Annotated in this window: 10 protein-coding genes; 6 read left to right on the top strand and 4 right to left on the bottom strand. The window is 73.5% G+C overall.

Features of this window, described 5'->3' with window-relative positions:
* Positions 1 to 451: 451 nt before the first annotated feature.
* The gene (gene adhE, locus IH09_RS08225) at positions 452 to 3,097 is read left to right on the top strand and encodes a bifunctional acetaldehyde-CoA/alcohol dehydrogenase (protein ID WP_240151025.1); all 2,646 of its coding nucleotides are present in this window, start codon (positions 452 to 454) and stop codon (positions 3,095 to 3,097) included.
* 109 nt (positions 3,098 to 3,206) lie between these two features.
* On the opposite strand, the gene IH09_RS08220 is transcribed toward adhE, so the two are convergent.
* Complete coding sequence (locus IH09_RS08220) at positions 3,207 to 3,896, bottom strand: TetR/AcrR family transcriptional regulator (RefSeq protein WP_052855439.1); 690 nt, start codon at positions 3,894 to 3,896, stop codon at positions 3,207 to 3,209.
* A gap of 131 nt (positions 3,897 to 4,027) precedes the next feature.
* On the opposite strand from IH09_RS08220, the gene IH09_RS08215 reads away from it, so the two are divergent.
* Complete coding sequence (locus IH09_RS08215) at positions 4,028 to 4,792, top strand: SDR family NAD(P)-dependent oxidoreductase (RefSeq protein ID WP_052855438.1); 765 nt, start codon at positions 4,028 to 4,030, stop codon at positions 4,790 to 4,792.
* Positions 4,793 to 4,877: 85 nt separating this feature from the next.
* Here the strand turns inward: IH09_RS08215 and IH09_RS08210 are convergent, their stop codons facing one another.
* The gene (locus tag IH09_RS08210) at positions 4,878 to 5,966 is read right to left on the bottom strand and encodes a YhgE/Pip domain-containing protein (protein WP_052855437.1); all 1,089 of its coding nucleotides are present in this window, start codon (positions 5,964 to 5,966) and stop codon (positions 4,878 to 4,880) included.
* A gap of 300 nt (positions 5,967 to 6,266) precedes the next feature.
* On the opposite strand from IH09_RS08210, the gene IH09_RS08205 reads away from it, so the two are divergent.
* Positions 6,267 to 10,079: a DNA polymerase III subunit alpha gene (locus IH09_RS08205; protein ID WP_052855436.1), complete on the top strand. Its 3,813-nt coding sequence runs from the start codon at positions 6,267 to 6,269 to the stop codon at positions 10,077 to 10,079.
* On the top strand, positions 10,076 to 11,242 hold the full coding sequence (locus IH09_RS08200; RefSeq protein ID WP_172451115.1) for a DNA polymerase Y family protein: 1,167 nt from the start codon (positions 10,076 to 10,078) through the stop codon (positions 11,240 to 11,242). Before IH09_RS08205 ends, IH09_RS08200 begins: the two co-directional genes overlap by 4 nt.
* A 58-nt stretch (positions 11,243 to 11,300) precedes the next feature.
* On the opposite strand, the gene IH09_RS08195 is transcribed toward IH09_RS08200, so the two are convergent.
* The gene (locus tag IH09_RS08195; RefSeq protein ID WP_052855435.1) at positions 11,301 to 11,939 is read right to left on the bottom strand and encodes a pyridoxamine 5'-phosphate oxidase family protein; all 639 of its coding nucleotides are present in this window, start codon (positions 11,937 to 11,939) and stop codon (positions 11,301 to 11,303) included.
* Positions 11,940 to 12,278: 339 nt separating this feature from the next.
* Here IH09_RS08195 and IH09_RS08190 point away from each other — a divergent pair, with 339 nt between their 5' ends.
* Entirely contained in the window at positions 12,279 to 13,133 is an 855-nt protein-coding gene (locus tag IH09_RS08190; protein ID WP_052855434.1) for an esterase/lipase family protein, read from the top strand.
* Positions 13,134 to 13,508: 375 nt separating this feature from the next.
* Here the strand turns inward: IH09_RS08190 and IH09_RS08185 are convergent, their stop codons facing one another.
* Positions 13,509 to 14,435, bottom strand: coding sequence for a GNAT family N-acetyltransferase (locus IH09_RS08185; protein WP_052855433.1), 927 nt, complete (start codon positions 14,433 to 14,435; stop codon positions 13,509 to 13,511).
* Between the two features lie 221 nt (positions 14,436 to 14,656).
* Between IH09_RS08185 and asnB the strand changes: the two genes are divergently transcribed.
* Positions 14,657 to 16,507 (top strand): asparagine synthase (glutamine-hydrolyzing), encoded by a 1,851-nt coding sequence (gene asnB, locus IH09_RS08180; RefSeq protein ID WP_052855432.1) that lies wholly within the window; start codon positions 14,657 to 14,659, stop codon positions 16,505 to 16,507.
* Positions 16,508 to 16,558: the final 51 nt, after the last annotated feature.

The raw sequence follows: 16,558 nt of genomic DNA, 5'->3' as shown, positions 1-16,558 counted from the left end.
GGGTAATGGCGTGAACAAATGCGGGGGAAGTGTGGGGGAGTGGTGCGGGCACCGTGTGCGGCCAGCGGGGATGCGGCGCCGCCGGTGACCCCCGGCGAGGTGCCGGGCGGCTCGGAAGGGAGTGAATCCGGCCGCCGACCGATCGTTCGGGAGGGATTCGATCTCCGCCGATTGGCCCGAAGGCAGGGCCTGGGGTGTCAAGACTGGCTTATGCCGATAGCGGATGCCTCGCACCGGCCCGATGGCAGGAAACTTGTGAAAGTTTTCACGAGCTTCCAAGGGTCCTAGGTCCTCCCCTGTTCTTGCAGGTCAGGCGGCATATTGACGGTCCCGTTCCGATCTTGAAGGGACTTTGGTCCGCACAAAAAGGGGCATTCGCGGACAGTTCGCGGGTCCGGACGGAGGTCTGATGGAGGCATCAGGAAACCGGTCCAGCCAAGGAGGACCTGCCATGCAGGCCACGGAGAACACCGCACCGACCCCCGCAGTGGAAGCGGTCGATGGCCTTGTCCAGGGGGCGCTGAAGGCCCTCGGCCAGTTCGAGGAGTTCACCCAGGAGCAGGTCGACCACATCGTCATGAAGGCATCGCTCGCGGCGCTCGCCGCGCATGGTGAGCTCGCCCGCCAGGCGGTGGCGGAGACCGGCCGGGGCCTGTTCGAGGACAAGGCCGTGAAGAACCTCTTCGCCTGTGAGCACGTCACCCACTCCATGGCGGGCCTCAAGACGGCCGGCGTCATCCGCCGCGACGAGCTGAACGGCATCACCGAGATCGCCGAACCGGTCGGTGTGATCTGTGCGATGACCCCGGTCACCAACCCCACCTCGACGACCGTTTTCAAGGCGCTGATCGCCCTCAAGACCCGTAATCCGGTCATCTTCGCCTTCCACCCCTCCGCCCAGAAGTGCAGCGCCGAGGCGGCCCGGATCGTCCGGGACGCGGCGCTCGCGGCGGGCGCCCCCGAGCACTGTGTGCAGTGGATCGAGGAGCCTTCGATGGCGGCCACCGACAGCCTGATGCACCACGACGGCGTCTCCACGATCCTCGCCACCGGCGGCAACGCCATGGTCAAGGCGGCCTACTCGTGCGGCAAGCCGGCCCTCGGCGTCGGCGCGGGCAACGTCCCCGCCTATGTCCACAAGAGCGCGGACCTGGCCCGCGCCATCCACGACATCGTGCTCTCCAAGGCGTTCGACAACGGCATGGTCTGCGCCTCCGAGCAGGCCGTCATCTTCGACAAGGAGATCTACGACCAGGGCCTCGCGGAGCTGCGCAAGCTCGGCGCGCACGTCCTCGCCCCGGCCGAGAAGACCATGCTGGAGGAGTACGTCTTCGGCACCACGGCCTTCGCCAACAACTGCGCCGGCGCCAAGCTGAACGCCGCGGTCGTCGGCAAGTCCCCGCAGTGGATCGCCGAACAGGCCGGTTTCACCGTCCCGGAGGGCACCTCGGTCCTCGTCGCGGAGTGCGCCGAGGTCGGTGAGGGCGAGCCGCTGACCCGCGAGAAGCTCTCGCCGATCCTGGCCTGCCTGCGGGCCGGCTCCACCGAGCTGGGCATGGAACTCGCCGCGCAGATGGTCGAGTTGGGCGGGCTGGGACACAGCGCCGCGATCCACACCGCGAGCGAGGAGCTGGCCGAGGAGTTCGGCAAGCGGGTCAAGGCGATCCGGGTGATCGTCAACTCGCCCTCGACCTTCGGCGGCATCGGCGATGTCTACAACGCCTTCCTGCCCTCGCTCACCCTCGGCTGCGGTTCGTACGGGCACAACTCCGTCGCCGGGAACGTCACCGCGGTCAATCTCATCAACGTCAAGCGCATCGGACGGCGGAACAACAACATGCAGTGGTTCAAGGTCCCGCCGAAGATCTACTTCGAGCGCAACTCGCTGCGCTACCTCGGTGAGATGGACGGCCTCAAGCGGGTCTCGATCGTCACCGACAAGACCATGTCGGCCCTCGGCTTCGTCCAGAAGGTGACCGACATCCTCCAGGGCCGCCCCTCGGCCGTCGTCCTCCAGGTCATCGACAGCGTCGAACCCAACCCGGAGCTCTCCACCGTCCAGGCGGGCGCCGCGCAGCTGCGCGACTTCCAGCCGGACACCATCATCGCGCTCGGCGGCGGCTCGGCGATGGACGCGGCCAAGATCATGTGGCTGATGTACGAGCGTCCCGAGGTCGAGTTCGCCGACACCAAGGAGAAGTTCTTCGACATCCGCAAGCGCGCCTTCAAGTTCCCCTCGCTGGGCGAGAAGGCCCGGCTGGTCGCCATCCCGACCACCTCGGGCACCGGCTCGGAGGTCACCCCCTTCGCCGTCATCTCCGACCCCGCGGCCGCCCAGAAGTACCCGCTGGCGGACTACGCGCTCACGCCGGACGTCGCCATCGTCGACCCGGTGCTGCCGATGAACCTCCCGGCGACCGTCACCGCGGACTCGGGCTTCGACGCCCTGACCCACGCCACCGAGGCGTACGTCTCGGTCTACTCCAACGACTACACCGACGGCCTCTGCCTCCAGGCCATCAAGCTGATCTTCGAGAACCTGGAGCGCTGCGTCGTGCACGGCGCCGAGGACCCCGAGGCCCGGGAGAAGATGCACAACGCCTCGACGGTGGCCGGTATGGCCTTCGCCAACGCCTTCCTCGGCATGGTCCACGCCATGGCCCACACCCTGGGCAACACCTTCCACGTCGCCCACGGCCGGACCAACGCCCTCCTCCTGCCGCATGTCATCCGGCACAACGGACAGCTCACCGGCAAGGCCACCCCCTGGCCGAAGGCGGAGGTCTACCGCGCCCCGGAGCGGTTCCAGGAGATCGCGAAGATGCTGGGCCTGCCCGCCGCGACCGCGGCGGAGGGCGTGGAGTCCTACGCCCGCGCCATCGAGGACCTGCGCACCCGGTGCGGTATCCCCGCCTCCTTCCAGGAGCAGGGCGTCGACGAGCAGGAGTTCCTCGCGGCCCTCCCGCAGCAGGCCATGAACGCCTACGCCGACCAGTGCGCGCCCGCCAACCCGCGGATGCCGATGACCGACGACATGCAGCGGCTGATGAAGCAGGCGTACTACGGCACGACGCAGGACGCGGCCGGAGAGAAGTGAGACCGCGGTGCGGGGCGTGACGGCCCCGTGCAGGAGGGCCGCCCGGTATCAGGTACCGGGCGGCCCTCCCGCACGCGGCCCGGTGTGCCGCACCCCTCCGCCGGCCGGTTCAGTCCCGCCGCGTGGCCGGATCCGGCCGCCGGCCGTCCAGCTCCGGCAGCCCCGCCGTCAGGGCCCGCATACCGCGCGTCACCAGCTCCGCGGGCCCCTGCGGGCCGTCCGCCGGCTCGTCGCCGGCGGCCCATACCTCCACCGCGACCCGCAGTGCGGTGTTCGCGGCGGCCGCGGCGAGCCGTACCGCCAGTGGGCCGGCGCCGGTCAGCCGGGCCAGGACCGGGATCAGCGCCTCCTCGGACTCGTGGTGCACACGGTGCCAGACCGCGCGCAGCGCCGGATCACCGGGCATCGCGCGCAGCAGCCCGCGGGTCCAGCGCAGTGCCTCCTCGGCCTCCGGCCCGGCCGGAGTCAGTGCCCGCCGCGCCGCCCGCTCCAGCGCCTCACGTACGGACGGCGGGTGCGGCCCGGCCGCCGGCCCGGCCAGATCGTCGATCCACCGCCGCACCCCGACGGCGAGCAGCGGCGCCACCGCGTCCTCCTTGGTGCGGAAGTAGCGGTAGAAGGTGCGCGGTGCGACGCCCGCGGCGCGCGCGATCTCCTCGGCGGTGACCCCGGCGCCGCGCTCGGCGAACAGGGCCGCCGCGGTGCGGGCGATCTCCAGCTGGGTCTCGGCCTTGCGCCGCTCGGTGAGGGAGGGGCGGGCGGAGCGTGTGGGGGGTGCGGTGCGGGGCGCGGTGGACATGGGCCCAGCTTACGGAGCGTGGTGACACTTTGGCATGTCACGCGAATGTGGCACAACATGCCATGTCGGCGTACCGTGCGGACAAACGTGCCCGGAGAGGGCGCACACACCCAGGGAAAGGGAGCAGCACCATGGAGCGTTTCGACGGGCGCCGCGTACTGATCACCGGGGCCGGCTCGGGCATCGGACAGGCCACCGTCCACCGGATCCTCGCCGAGGGCGGCCGGGTGGTGGCGGCGGACATCGACGCGGCGGGCCTGCGGGCCACCGCCGAGCGCGCCGCCGCGGACGGCGGCGGCGACCGGCTGGTGACCGCGGTGCTGGACATCTCCGACGAGGCGGCGGTCCGGACCGGCGTCGCGGCCGCGGTGTCCGGCCTCGGCGGTCTGGACGTCCTGGTCAACGCGGCCGGCATCCTGCGCGCCTCGCACACCCACGAGACCGGCCTGGACTTCTTCAACAAGATCATCTCGGTCAACCTCACCGGCACCTTCCTGATGATCCGGGAGGCGCTGCCCGCCCTGCTCGCGGGCCGGTCACCCGTCGTGGTCAACTTCAGCTCCACCTCCGCCTCGTTCGCGCACCCGTACATGGCGGCATACGCGGCGAGCAAGGGCGGCATCCAGTCCCTCACGCACGCCATCGCGAGCGAGTACGCCAAGCAGGGGCTGCGCGCGGTCTGTGTGGCGCCGGGCTCCATACAGTCCGGGATGACCCTCGACCCGGGCCTGCCCGAGGACGCCGACCCGAGCCTGTTCGGCAAGCTGCTGCCGGCCATCGGCAAGGGGTTCGCGGGCCCGGAAACCGTCGCCGGGGTCATCGCGATGCTCGCCTCGCAGGACGGTGCGTTCATCACCGGTACGGAGATCCGGATCGACGGCGGAACGCATATGTGATCGCGGCGACGCGGAGGGGGCGGCGGAACGCGCGGGGTGCGCGGGCGAGCGCGCCCCGCGCGGTGTCGTACCCGTTCCGCGTAGGTCAGTCGGTCGGGGCAGGCGGTCGGCCGGCCGGCCGGGCCCTGCGCCGGGGCCGGCCGCCGCTTCCTTCGCGCCTCGAACGGAACACCGCGAGTGTGAGGGTGAGCAGGGCGCCGCCCGCCGCCCAGGCGGAGAGCACCAGCAGCGGTCCGGTCATCGCGTTGCCCCGGAAGTACGCGAGGGAGCGCGCCGCCCAGGTGCCCGCGCCCGGCGGCAGCGCGGGCCCGATCGCCCGCCAGAACGGCGGCAGCAGCGGATACGGATAGGCGCCGCCCGCGCTCGGATTGCCCAGCACCACGATCACCAGGATCGCCAGGCCGATGCCGATGATGCCCAGCAGCCCCTGGAAGGCCAGGGTCGTGGCCCCCACGGCGAAGACGGTCAGGGCGCCGAGCCCCCACAGCCCGAAGAGGCTGCCGGGCAGCGCGTCGAGCACCGGGCCGACGATGATCGCGCCGACCAGGCCCGCGGCGATCGCGTAGAGCGCGAGCACGGCCAGCCTGATGACCGCCCGCTGCCCGTTGGAGGGGCGCGCCCCGGCGCTGATCGCCAGGATCGCGGCGCACAGATAGCCGCCGACACACCAGCCCACGACGAGGTAGAAGGACGACAGGCTGCGGCCGTCGCCGTGCGCCGCGGGCGCCACGTCCACCGTGCGCACGGTGCGCTGCTGCGCCTTCTCGGCCGCGCCGACGACCGCCTCGACCGCCTGTGACAGCGAGGCGCCGCCGCCGCTCGCGACGAGCAGCCGGTCGGTGCTGCCGGACACCTCGACGATCAGCGCGGCATCGATCTCCCGGTTCTCGATCTGGTGCACCGCGGCCGCCTCGGAGGACACCGCGCGCGGAGCCAGGGGGGAGCCGGGCAACTGGTCCAGTTTCCGCACCAGTTCCCCGCTCACCTGCGCGGGGGCGACCACGGCGAGCGGTACGTCGGTCGGTTTCGGGTGGTGGAACGCGCCGGTGTACGACGTGATGAACGCGGCCATCAGGCCCAGTACGCCGATCACCAGCAGCGCGGCCCGGGTCGACACCGCGCTCTTCACCTCCCCGAGGAAGGTGGTGCGGGTGCCGTCGTCCATCGTGGCCATGCGCCGCTCCTCGCCACATCCATGCCGGGATCACGCCGGGGCACGCCGGGCCCGCGCCGGGCCGGGGCCGGGAGCACGCCGTGATCCTTTGTCCCCATATCTTCCGGCAGGCGGCGGGATCGCGCAGATCGGGCGGGCCGGCCGACGGCGGCGAGAGGGAGCACCTCCGTCCGCGTTCGTACGAATGTTCGAGCAAGGGTTATGGTGGAAAAGGAAACGAGGGGCCCGGGGCCGAAGAGCGACCGGGACCGGCACGGAACCCGGAACCGGTCAGGGGGCGGCTGAGCGCAGGAGGTGCGGATGTCAGGGTTCACGCATCTGCACACCGCTTCGGGGTTCTCCCTGCGCTACGGCGCCTCCCACCCGGAGCGGCTCGCCGAGCGCGCCGCCGAACGGGGCATGGACGCCCTCGCGCTGACCGACCGGGACGGGCTCTCCGGAGCCGTCCGGTTCGCCAAGGCCGCCGCCGCGGCCGGTATCCGCCCGCTGTTCGGCACCGGACTCGCCGTGGCGGGCCGCCCCTCGGCGCCGGCGCCCGCCGCGCGGCGGCGCACCCCGGTACGCGGCGGCGCCTTCCTCGACGAGTCCGCGGCCCGCGCCGTCTTCCTGGCCCGCGACGGCGCGGCCGGCTGGGCCGCCCTGTGCCGGCTGGTCTCGGCCGCGCACGCGGACCGGGCCGAACGGCCGGTCCTCCCGTGGCACGCCCTGGAGTCCGCCGCGGACGGGCTGACCGTGCTGCTCGGACCGGACTCCGACGTGGGCCGGGCGCTGGCCGCCGGGCGCCCGGACCGGGCCGCCCGGATCGTCGCCCCCTGGCGCGAGCTGTACGGCGACGCGCTGCGCCTGGAGATCGTCGACCACGGCCGCGACGGCAGCGGCCCCGGCTCGCTCCGGCTGGCCGCCCGCACCCTCGGCTTCGCCGTCGACCAGGGCATCCGCGCCGTCCTGACCAACGCGGTCCGCTACGCCGACCCCGGCCAGGGCCCGGTCGCCGACGTACTGGACTCCGCCCGCCGCCTGGTCCCGGTGGACCGGCACCGCCCCGAGGCCCGGGACACCGGCGAGCGGTGGCTCAAGGACGCTGCCGCGATGCGCCGCACCGCCGGGCGGATCGCCGAGGCGGCCGGGTTCCGGCACGACCTCGCCCACCGGCTGCTCACCATGACCGAGGAGACCGCGGGCGCCTGCCGGGTCGACCCGGAGGACGACCTCGGGCTCGGCCGGGTCCACTTCCCCGAACCGCGGCTGGTCGGCGCCGGCCACCGCACCGCCGCCCGGGTGCTGCGCTCACGCTGCGCCGCCGGGATGGTGCTGCGCGGCTACGACCGCGACCGCGAGCACTGGACGCGGCTGCACGAGGAGCTGCGCACCATCGAACGGCTCGGCTACCCCTCGTACTTCCTGACGGTCGCCCGGGTCGTGGACGACATACGGGAGATGGGCATCCGGGTCGCGGCCCGCGGATCCGGCGCCGGCTCCCTGGTCAACCACCTCCTGGGCATCACCCACGCCGACCCGGTCGCACACGGGCTGCTGATGGAGCGCTTCCTGTCCGAGCGGCGGCGCGCGCTGCCGGACATCGACATCGACGTCGAGTCCGCCCGCCGGCTGGAGGTCTACCGCGCGATCTTCGACCGCTTCGGCGCGGCGCGGGTCGCGACGGTCTCGATGCCCGAGACCTACCGGGTGCGGCACGCCGTACGGGACGTGGGCGCCGCCCTGGGCATGGACCCGGCGCAGGTGGACCGGCTCGCCAAGGCGTTCCCGCACATCCGGGCCCGGGACGCGCGGGCGGCGCTGGCCGAACTGCCGGAGCTGCGCGGGGTGGCGGCGGCCGGGAGTGAACGGCTGTGGCAGCTGGTCGAGGCGCTGGACGCGCTGCCGCGCGGGATCGCCATGCACCCGTGCGGGGTGCTGCTCTCGGACGCCTCGCTGCTGGACCGTACGCCCGTCGTACCGACCACCCACGGCGCGGGCCCCGACGGCGCGGGCGCGGACGGCCGGGGGAGCACCCCCATCGTGATGTCCCAGTTCGACAAGGAGGACGTCGAGGACCTGGGTCTGCTCAAGCTCGATGTGCTGGGTGTGCGGATGCAGTCCGCGATGGCGCACGCGGTCACCGAGATCGGCCGGGCCACCGGGCGCCGCCTCGACCTGGACGACCCGGCGCAGGTGCCGCCGGACGACCGGGCCACCTACGACCTGATCCGCTCCACCGAGACGCTCGGCTGCTTCCAGATCGAATCGCCCGGCCAGCGCGACCTGGTCGGCCGCCTCCAGCCCGGCACCTTCCACGACCTGGTGGTCGATATCTCGCTGTTCCGGCCGGGACCGGTCGCCGCCGATATGGTGCGGCCCTTCATCGAGGCCCGGCACGGCCGCAGAGCCGTCCGCTATCCGCACCCCGACCTGGCGGAACCGCTGCGCGAGACCTACGGGGTCGTGGTGTTCCACGAGCAGATCATCGAGACGCTGCGGATCATGACGGGCTGTGCGCGGGACGAGGCGGACGAGCGGCGGCGCGCGCTGTCGCAGCCGGAGGCGCAGGAGAAGGTGCGCGCCTGGTTCGTGGCACGCGCCGAACGGCGGGGGTATGCGCCCGAGGTGATCGCGCACACCTGGGAGATCGTCGAGGCGTTCGGGGCGTACGGCTTCTGCAAGGCGCACGCGGTGGCCTTCGCGGTGCCCACCTACCAGTCCGCCTGGCTCAAGGCCCACCACCCCGCGGCCTTCTACGCCGGACTGCTCACCCACGACCCCGGGATGTACCCGAAGCGGCTGCTGCTCGCGGACGCGCGGCGGCGCGGGGTGCCGGTGCTGCCGCTGGATGTGAACCGGTCGGCGATCACCCATCGAATCGAACTGGTGTCTGGTGTGAGTTCGGTTTTGGCTCCGGTCGAGGCGGCTTCCGGGGACGGCTCCGGGGTGTGGGGGGTGCGGCTCGCGCTCTCCGATGTGTACGGGATGAGCGCGGCCGAGGCGCGGCGCATCGCGGACGGGCAGCCCTACACCTCGCTCCAGGACCTGTGGCAGCGGGCCAGGCCGAGTCGCCCGGTGGCCGAACGCCTGGCCCGGGTGGGCGCGTTGGACGCCTTCGGCGCGAACCGGCGGGACCTGCTGCTGCACATCGCCGAACTGCACCACCGCCGGCGGAGCGCACCGGCCGGACAGCTGACCCTGCCCGGCCGGGCCATCGACGCCGGAGACCCGGCAGGCGACGGCGGTACGGCGGGCGGCGGGGCCGTCGGGCGGGCGGCGGTGGCCGATACGGTCGAGCCGGTGGGGCTGCCCGATCTGAGCGACACCGAACGGCTCAGCGCCGAACTGGGCGTCCTGGGCATGGACGCCTCCCGGCATCTGATGGCCGATCACCAGGAGTTCCTCGCGGAGCTGGGCGCCCTGCCGGCCCGGCTGCTGCGCGACGCCGGACACGGTGAGACGGTGCTGGTCGCCGGGGCCAAGGCGGCCACCCAGACACCGCCGATCCGCTCCGGCCGCCGGGTCATCTTCACGACCCTCGACGACAGTACGGGGCTGGTCGACTGCGCCTTCTTCGACGCCGCTCCGGGCTCCGGCGGCCCCGGGGATACCCCCAGTCCCCTTGAGGTCTGTGCGCACACCGTCTTCCACTCCTGGCTGCTGCTGGTGCGCGGCACGGTCCAGCGGCGCGGACCGCGCAGCCTCAGCGTGGTCGGCGCCGCCGCGTGGAACCTCGCCGAACTGGCCGAACTGCGCCGCGAGGGCGGTCTGGAGGCGGTCACCGCCCGCCTCGCGGCAGGACCGGACCAGGCGGCCGGACCGCCGGCGGAACCCGGGGACCACGAGGGTGCGGGAGAGGCGGCCGGGAACGGAGAGGGCGAGCGGACCGGAGAGGAGAGCGGAGAGTCGGCGGAGACGGAGGGAGCCGGTGGGACGGACGGTTCCGGCGGGGCGGACCATACCGCGGGGGCGGGCGCTTCCGGCGGTGCGGCCGGGGCGGTCGCCGCCCCGGCCCGGACCATCCGGCTGCCGACCGGTTACGAACTGCACCCGTGGGCCGACCTCCAGCCCCCGGGCGAACGCGCCGCCACCGGCCGCAAGTTGTGGCACTCCAGCCCGGGGAGCGCGGGATGACCGCCGCGCCGCGGCCGTCCGCCGCACCGGAACCGTTCGTCCCGGAGCCGCCCGTCCCGGAGCCGTCCGCACCGGAGCCGTCCGCACCGGCGTCCGCCGAGGGCCGTACCGCCGTACCGCCGTCCGCCGGGGTGCCGCCGGTCACCCCGCCGTCCGCCGGTGTGCCGCGGCCGGCCGGGGTGCTCTGCGTACGCTTCCGGGCCGCCGGCGACACCCCCGTGAGCGCGGGGGAGTACGCGGCGCTGCTGCGGCTGCTGGCGCAGTTCACGCCGGTGGTCGAGGCACTGCCGCCCGATGCCGCGCTGGCCGATGTCCGCGGGGCGCTGCGGTACTTCGGCCGGGACGCGGCGGGCATCGCCGAACTGGTGCGGCTGCGCGCGCTGGTGTGGCACGGCGTACGGTGCACGATCGGGGTCGCCGCCAACCCGCTGCTCGCGCGGATGGCGGCCCAGGGCGCGGCCCCCGGGGAGATCCGGACCGTCCCCGGGGACACCGGGTCCGTTGCCACGTTCCTCGCCCGCCGGCCGGCGGTGGCGCTGGAGGGCGTCGGGCCCGCGACCGCGCGCCTCCTGTGCGCGTACGGACTCGACAGCGTCGGGCGGATCGCCGCCGCACCGCCCGCGACCCTGCAGCGGATCCTCGGCGCCAAGGCGGGCCGCGCGGTGTACGAGCGGGCGCGCGGTATCGACCCGACGCCGGTGTCCCCCAACGCGGCCACCCGCTCCCTGGGCGCCGAACACCGCTTCGTCCACGACGAACTGGACCCGGCCAGGCGCCGCCGGGCACTGCTCTCGCTCGCCGACGACCTCGGGGCCCGGATGCGCGCGAGCGGGCAGGTGGCCCGCGCGCTCACCCTCACCGTCCGCTACGCCGACCGCTCCACGACGGTCCGCACCCGGCGGCTGGCCGAGCCGACCGCGCACGGACCCGCGCTGACCGCGGCGGCCTACGCGCTGCACACCGCGCTCGGCCTGCAGCGGGCGCGGGTGCGCTCCGTCGCGCTGCGCGCGGAGGACCTCTGCGCCGCCGAACTCGCCGCACACCAGCTGACGTTCGACCCGGCCGACGACAAGGCGCACCGCATCGAGGCGGCCGTCGACCGGGCCAGGGCACGCTTCGGCACCGGCGCGGTACACCCGGCGGCGAAGACCGGCGACCACTGACCCGGCCGCCGGCTCACCAACGGCCGGCCACCGGCCACCAGTCACCGGCCACCAACCGTCAGCCGTACAGCCGCTCCCCGTACCGCGGGCCGTAGTGCTCCTCCAGGGCCTCCAGCGGGACGTCCTGGGCCTCGACGCGCTTGACGATCCGCGCCCGCGAGGGCAGCGCGTCCGGCTCCCAGGTCTCCGGCTGCCACAGCTCCGAGCGGAGGAACGCCTTGGAGCAGTGGTAGTAGACCTCCTCGACCTCGACGAGCAGCGCGAGACGCGGGCGGTTGCCCTTGACGATCAGCTCGTCGAAGAACGGGGCGTCGCGCAGCAGCCGGGCGCGGCCGTTGATACGCAGCGTGTCGCCGCGCCCCGGCAGGAGGTAGCTCAGCCCGACATGCGGATTGCCGAGGACGTTCATGAACCCGTCCAGGCGCCTGTTGCCGGGGCGGTCCGGGATCACCAGGGTGGTGTCGTCCAGGACGTGGGTGAAGCCCGCGGGGTCGCCCTTGGGCGAGACGTCGCAGCGGCCCTCCGCGTCCGACGTCGCCATCAGGCAGAACGGGGAGTGCGCCAGCCACTGGCGGTCCATGTCGTGCAGCCGCCGCCGGGTCTTGTGCGCGGCGTGCGCGCTCGGCTCGCCGATCAGCTCACGCAGCTCCGCCTCGGAGGTGATCTCCGCGATTCCCGTCAGATCCGCCGTCTCCATCGGTCTCTCCCCTCGTCGGCTTCCCCGGCAACCGCTCCCCGGGCCATGGACTTCCCAGGTGAACGGCCGTTCGGACCACACGTCACCGACTCTACGGGACGCCACCGACAACGGCCCGGACACGGCGGACGGGCCAGGTGTGCGCACGGTACGGACGCGGCGTAGCCCGGACGCCCGGTGAGGATCGTGTGTGGCTTCCTTCACTGCCGGATGGCTGGTAACGCCATTTACCCGGCCGTAACTTGACTCTCAGTCAGCGGTAATGACCCTTGCGATCCGGATCGCAGGTGAACGGCTCACCGAGCACTTCGGAGTCCCCTCACCCGCAAGGAGCATCGTATGAAGCTGCGCCGGTCCCGCCTGCTCGCCGTCCTCCCCGCCCTCGTCCTGGCCATCGGCGTCACCACGGCCGCGCCCGCCGCCGCCGGCACCCCCACCGTCGGCAGCGGCTGGAACAACTTCTCCTGCAAGCCCTCCGCCCGGCACCCCCGGCCGGTGGTCCTGGTGCACGGCACCTTCGGCAACGCCGTCGACAACTGGCTCGGCCTCGCGCCCTACCTGGTGGCCCGCGGCTACTGCGTCTTCTCCCTCGACTACGGTCAGTTGCCCGGCGTCCCGTTCTTCCACGGCCTGGGCGCGGTGGACACGTCGGCGCGGCAGCTCGCCGGGTACGTCGACCGGGTGCTGGCCGCCACCGGGGCGGCGAAGACCGACATCGTCGGCCACTCGCAGGGCGGCATGATGCCGCGGGAGTACCTGAAGTTCCACGGGGGCGCGGACAAGGTGAACGCGCTGATCGGGCTGGCCCCCAGCAACCACGGCACCGATCTGGACGGCCTGACCCGGCTGCTGGACCAGTTCCCCGGAGCCCGGCAGTACCTCAGCACCCTCACCCCCGGCCTGACCGACCAGATCGCCGGATCGGACATGCTGGGCCGCCTCAACGCGGGCGGCGACACCGTCCCGGGCGTGCGCTACACCGTCATCGCGACCCGGTACGACGAGGTCGTCACGCCCTACCGGACGCAGTTCCTCGACGGCCCCGGCGTCCACAACGTCCTGCTCCAGGACCTGTGCCCGGCCGACCTCGCCGAACACGTGGCCATCGGGCTCGCCGACGGCGTCGCCTTCCACGAGACGGCCAACGCCCTCGACCCGGCCCACGCCACCCCGACGACCTGCGCGTCCGGCTGACCCGCACCCGTCGGCCGGCCGGGCCGACCGCGCGCGCCGTGCCGCGCCCCCGGCCCCGCCCCGCACGGTTCAGCCGCGACCCTGGGCCACCTGGGGAGTCGACGTCGCTGGAACCCGCCCCGCGTGGTCCAGCCGCGACGCGCGAGGGCCGGGCCGCGGGCCGGGCGGTACGGCGCGACCGGGCCCCGACGGAAGGAGGGACACCGGAGCCGTCGCCACCGGTCCCGGCCACCCGCCGCCCGGTTCGGCGCCGCCGTCACGGGGCCGCGGGGCGCCGGCGCCGGAACCGCCGCCCGGCGTGGCGCCGCCCCGCCATCCGGCGTGGCGCCGCCCCGCCCGACAGGCCGCAACCCGTCCCACCGGAGGGACGCCGCGTCACCCCCTCCCGAGCTCCCGCACGCAGCGCCATCCGGCCGCGTACGGCCGGTAGCCGAGGGCGTGGTTGATCGCGAGCATCGGGGTGTTCACGGCGTCGTGGCCGGTGAACGCCTCGGTGCAGCCGACGTCCCGGGCGCGGCGCAGTGAGTCCGTCGCGGCGAGCCGGGCCGGCCCCCGCCCGAAGGCGCGGCGGGTGCCGGTCGTACCGGAGGAGTAGCGGCCGAGTCCGTCGGTCGTGGCGAGGGTGCAGGCCGCGATCTCGCCGTCGACGGTCACCACGGTGGTGAGACCGAGGTCGTGGTCGGGATGCTCCCAGGTGCGCAGCAGCCAGTTCTCGTAGGCCATGGCGTCGCCGGCGGTATCGCCCGGTCCGTCCGCCGCCGCCTCGGCGTCCGCCGCGAACAGCGGGTACGGATCGGCGCCGAAGTCCGCGCCGGTGCAGAGCCGGACGCCCGGCGGCAGCCGGCCGGGGAGCGGCGGCAGGCGGGCGTCCGCGAGATCGAGCCGGAGAAAACCGGCCGGACGGGTGCGGCGGTAGCCGCGGTGCGCCGCGAAGGTCAGGGCGCCCGGCTCGTCCGCCGCCCAGGCGAAGAGCCGGGTGGCGCCGGCCGCGGTCAGCTGCGCCTCGGCCGCGGTCAGCAGCGCGCCGCCCGCGCCCCGCCCCCGGTGGTCCGGATGGACCAACGGCGTCGCCGCCGCCCGGCCCGGGGCGCCGAGCTCGTGCACCAGACCGCTGTGGACCGCGCCCACGATCCGGCCGTCCAGCTCGGCGACGAACAGCCGCAGGCACTGCGCCGCCGGAGCGGTGGTGACCTGCCGGGCGACGCCCTGCGGAGTGGAGATCAGGTACGGCAGCACGGCGCGCCGCAGGTCGGCGACGGCCTTGGCGTCGGCAGGGCGGAACGCGCGTACGGCGGGCATCATGGCCGCGGACAGTACGCTCCCGCGTGCCCCGGCGCCTCCCCTTTCCGTACCGCTTCCGCGCCGTTTCCCCCGCCGCTTCCGGCGCCGCCGTCCGGGTGGCTCATTCCGGACGGTGCTCCGCCGGTTTAGGTGGCAGGTGCAACTATCCGGGCGTACGGTGATCGCCGCGAGCCGCCGCCGGTATGCGGTGGCCTGCCGCCGACCGAAGAGGAGCCGCCAGCATGTGCGGAATAACCGGATGGATTTCCTACGACCGAGACCTCACCACCGAGCGCCGCACCCTTGAGGCGATGACCGAGACGATGGCCTGCCGGGGCCCGGATGCCGGCGGCGTCTGGCTCGACACCCACGCCGCGTTCGGCCACCGGCGCCTCGCCGTCATCGACATCGACGGCGGCAAGCAGCCCATGACCGTCGAGCACGACGGCCGCACCCTGATCGTCACCACGTACAGCGGTGAGGTCTACAACTACCGCGAACTCCGGAGCGAGCTGGAGTCCCTGGGCCACGCCTTCCGCACCAGCAGCGACACCGAGGTCGTGCTGCACGCCTACCTTCAGTGGGGTGAGGCGTTCGCCGAACGGCTCAACGGTATGTACGCCTTCGCCCTCTGGGACCCGCGGACCGAGGAACTCCTGCTGATCCGCGACCGGATGGGCATCAAGCCGCTCTACTACTACCCCACCCCCGACGGTGTTCTCTTCGGCTCCGAGCCCAAGGCGATACTCGCCCACCCCTCGGTGCACCCCACCGTCGACGCCGAGGGCCTCGCCGAGCTGATCACCTTCACCAAGACTCCCGGCCACGCCGTCTACAAGGGCATGCACGAGGTGCGCCCCGGCCATATCGTCCGGGCCGGCCGCGGCGGGGTGAGCGTCAAGCGCTACTGGGCGCTGGAGGCCCGCGAGCACACCGACGACCTCGACACCACCATCGCGCGCGTCCGCGAACTGCTGGACGACATCGTCGCCCGCCAGCTGATCGCCGATGTGCCGCTGTGCACCCTGCTCTCCGGCGGCCTGGACTCGTCCGCCATCACCGCGCTGTCCGCCCGCGCGCTGGCCGCCCAGGGCAGTGGCCCGGTGCGCTCGTTCGCCGTCGACTTCACCGGCTACACCGAGAACTTCAAGGCCGACGATCTGCGCGGCACCCCCGACGGGCCGTACGCGCACGCCCTGGCCGAGCACGTCCGCTCCGACCACCACGACATCATCCTGGACACCGCCGCCCTGATGGACCGCGGCCACCGCGCCGCCGTCCTGGCCGCCCGCGACCTGCCCAACGGTTTCGGTGACGGCGACACCTCCCTCTACCTCCTGTTCAAGGCGGTCCGCGAGCAGTCGACCGTCGCACTGTCCGGCGAGTCCGCGGACGAGGTCTTCGGCGGCTACCGCTGGTTCCACGACCCCGCGTCCGTCAACGCCGACACCTTCCCCTGGATCGCGGCGGGCCTCTCCGGCCGGTTCTCCGGCGGCGACGCCACCCGTGAGGCGCTGCTGGACGAGGGGCTGCTCGCCAAGCTCGACCTGCCCGGCTACGAGAACCGCCGCTACCGCGAGGCGCTCGCCGAGGTGCCCTACCTGGACAGCGACACCGGACTCCAGCGCCGGATGCGCGAGATCAGCTACCTGCACCTGACCCGCTTCGTACAGGTCCTGCTGGACCGCAAGGACCGGGCCAGCATGGCCGTCGGCCTGGAGGTCCGGGTGCCGTTCTGCGACCACCGCCTCGTCGAGTACGTCTTCAACACCCCCTGGTCGATGAAGACCTTCGACGGCCGCGAGAAGTCGCTGCTGCGCGCCGCCGTCCGCGATGTGCTGCCCGACCTGGTCGCCGACCGGGTCAAGAGCCCCTACCCCAGCACCCAGGACCCGCGTTACGGCGAGGCGCTCCGCGCCGAACTGAAGGAACTGGCCGCCGACCGCGACGCACCGGCCCGGCCGCTGCTGAACGCCACGGCCGTCGCGGAGTCCACCGCGGCCGGTGCGACGATGGACATCCGGCCGGGCGCCGAGCTGGTCCTCGGCATGGACAACTGGCTGCGGACGACCGGGACGACCCTGGAGCTGTAGCCCCGGTATCCCCGGTATCCCCGGCAACACCGGTATCCCCGGTAACCCGCA

This window comes from Streptomyces celluloflavus, from assembly GCA_000720995.1.
GTDB lineage: Bacteria > Actinomycetota > Actinomycetes > Streptomycetales > Streptomycetaceae > Streptomyces > Streptomyces celluloflavus.
This window is presented reverse-complemented; position numbering and strand designations above follow the sequence as displayed.

Coding starts and splice junctions, on each gene's coding strand:
- IH09_RS08220 (WP_052855439.1), bottom strand. CDS start 3,896: ATGTCCACCGCGCCCCGCACCGCACCCCCCACACGCTCCGCCCGCCCC.
- IH09_RS08210 (WP_052855437.1), bottom strand. CDS start 5,966: ATGGCCACGATGGACGACGGCACCCGCACCACCTTCCTCGGGGAGGTG.
- IH09_RS08190 (WP_052855434.1), top strand. CDS start 12,279: ATGAAGCTGCGCCGGTCCCGCCTGCTCGCCGTCCTCCCCGCCCTCGTC.
- IH09_RS08195 (WP_052855435.1), bottom strand. CDS start 11,939: ATGGAGACGGCGGATCTGACGGGAATCGCGGAGATCACCTCCGAGGCG.
- IH09_RS08185 (WP_052855433.1), bottom strand. CDS start 14,435: ATGATGCCCGCCGTACGCGCGTTCCGCCCTGCCGACGCCAAGGCCGTC.
- asnB (WP_052855432.1), top strand. CDS start 14,657: ATGTGCGGAATAACCGGATGGATTTCCTACGACCGAGACCTCACCACC.
- IH09_RS08205 (WP_052855436.1), top strand. CDS start 6,267: ATGTCAGGGTTCACGCATCTGCACACCGCTTCGGGGTTCTCCCTGCGC.
- adhE (WP_240151025.1), top strand. CDS start 452: ATGCAGGCCACGGAGAACACCGCACCGACCCCCGCAGTGGAAGCGGTC.
- IH09_RS08215 (WP_052855438.1), top strand. CDS start 4,028: ATGGAGCGTTTCGACGGGCGCCGCGTACTGATCACCGGGGCCGGCTCG.
- IH09_RS08200 (WP_172451115.1), top strand. CDS start 10,076: ATGACCGCCGCGCCGCGGCCGTCCGCCGCACCGGAACCGTTCGTCCCG.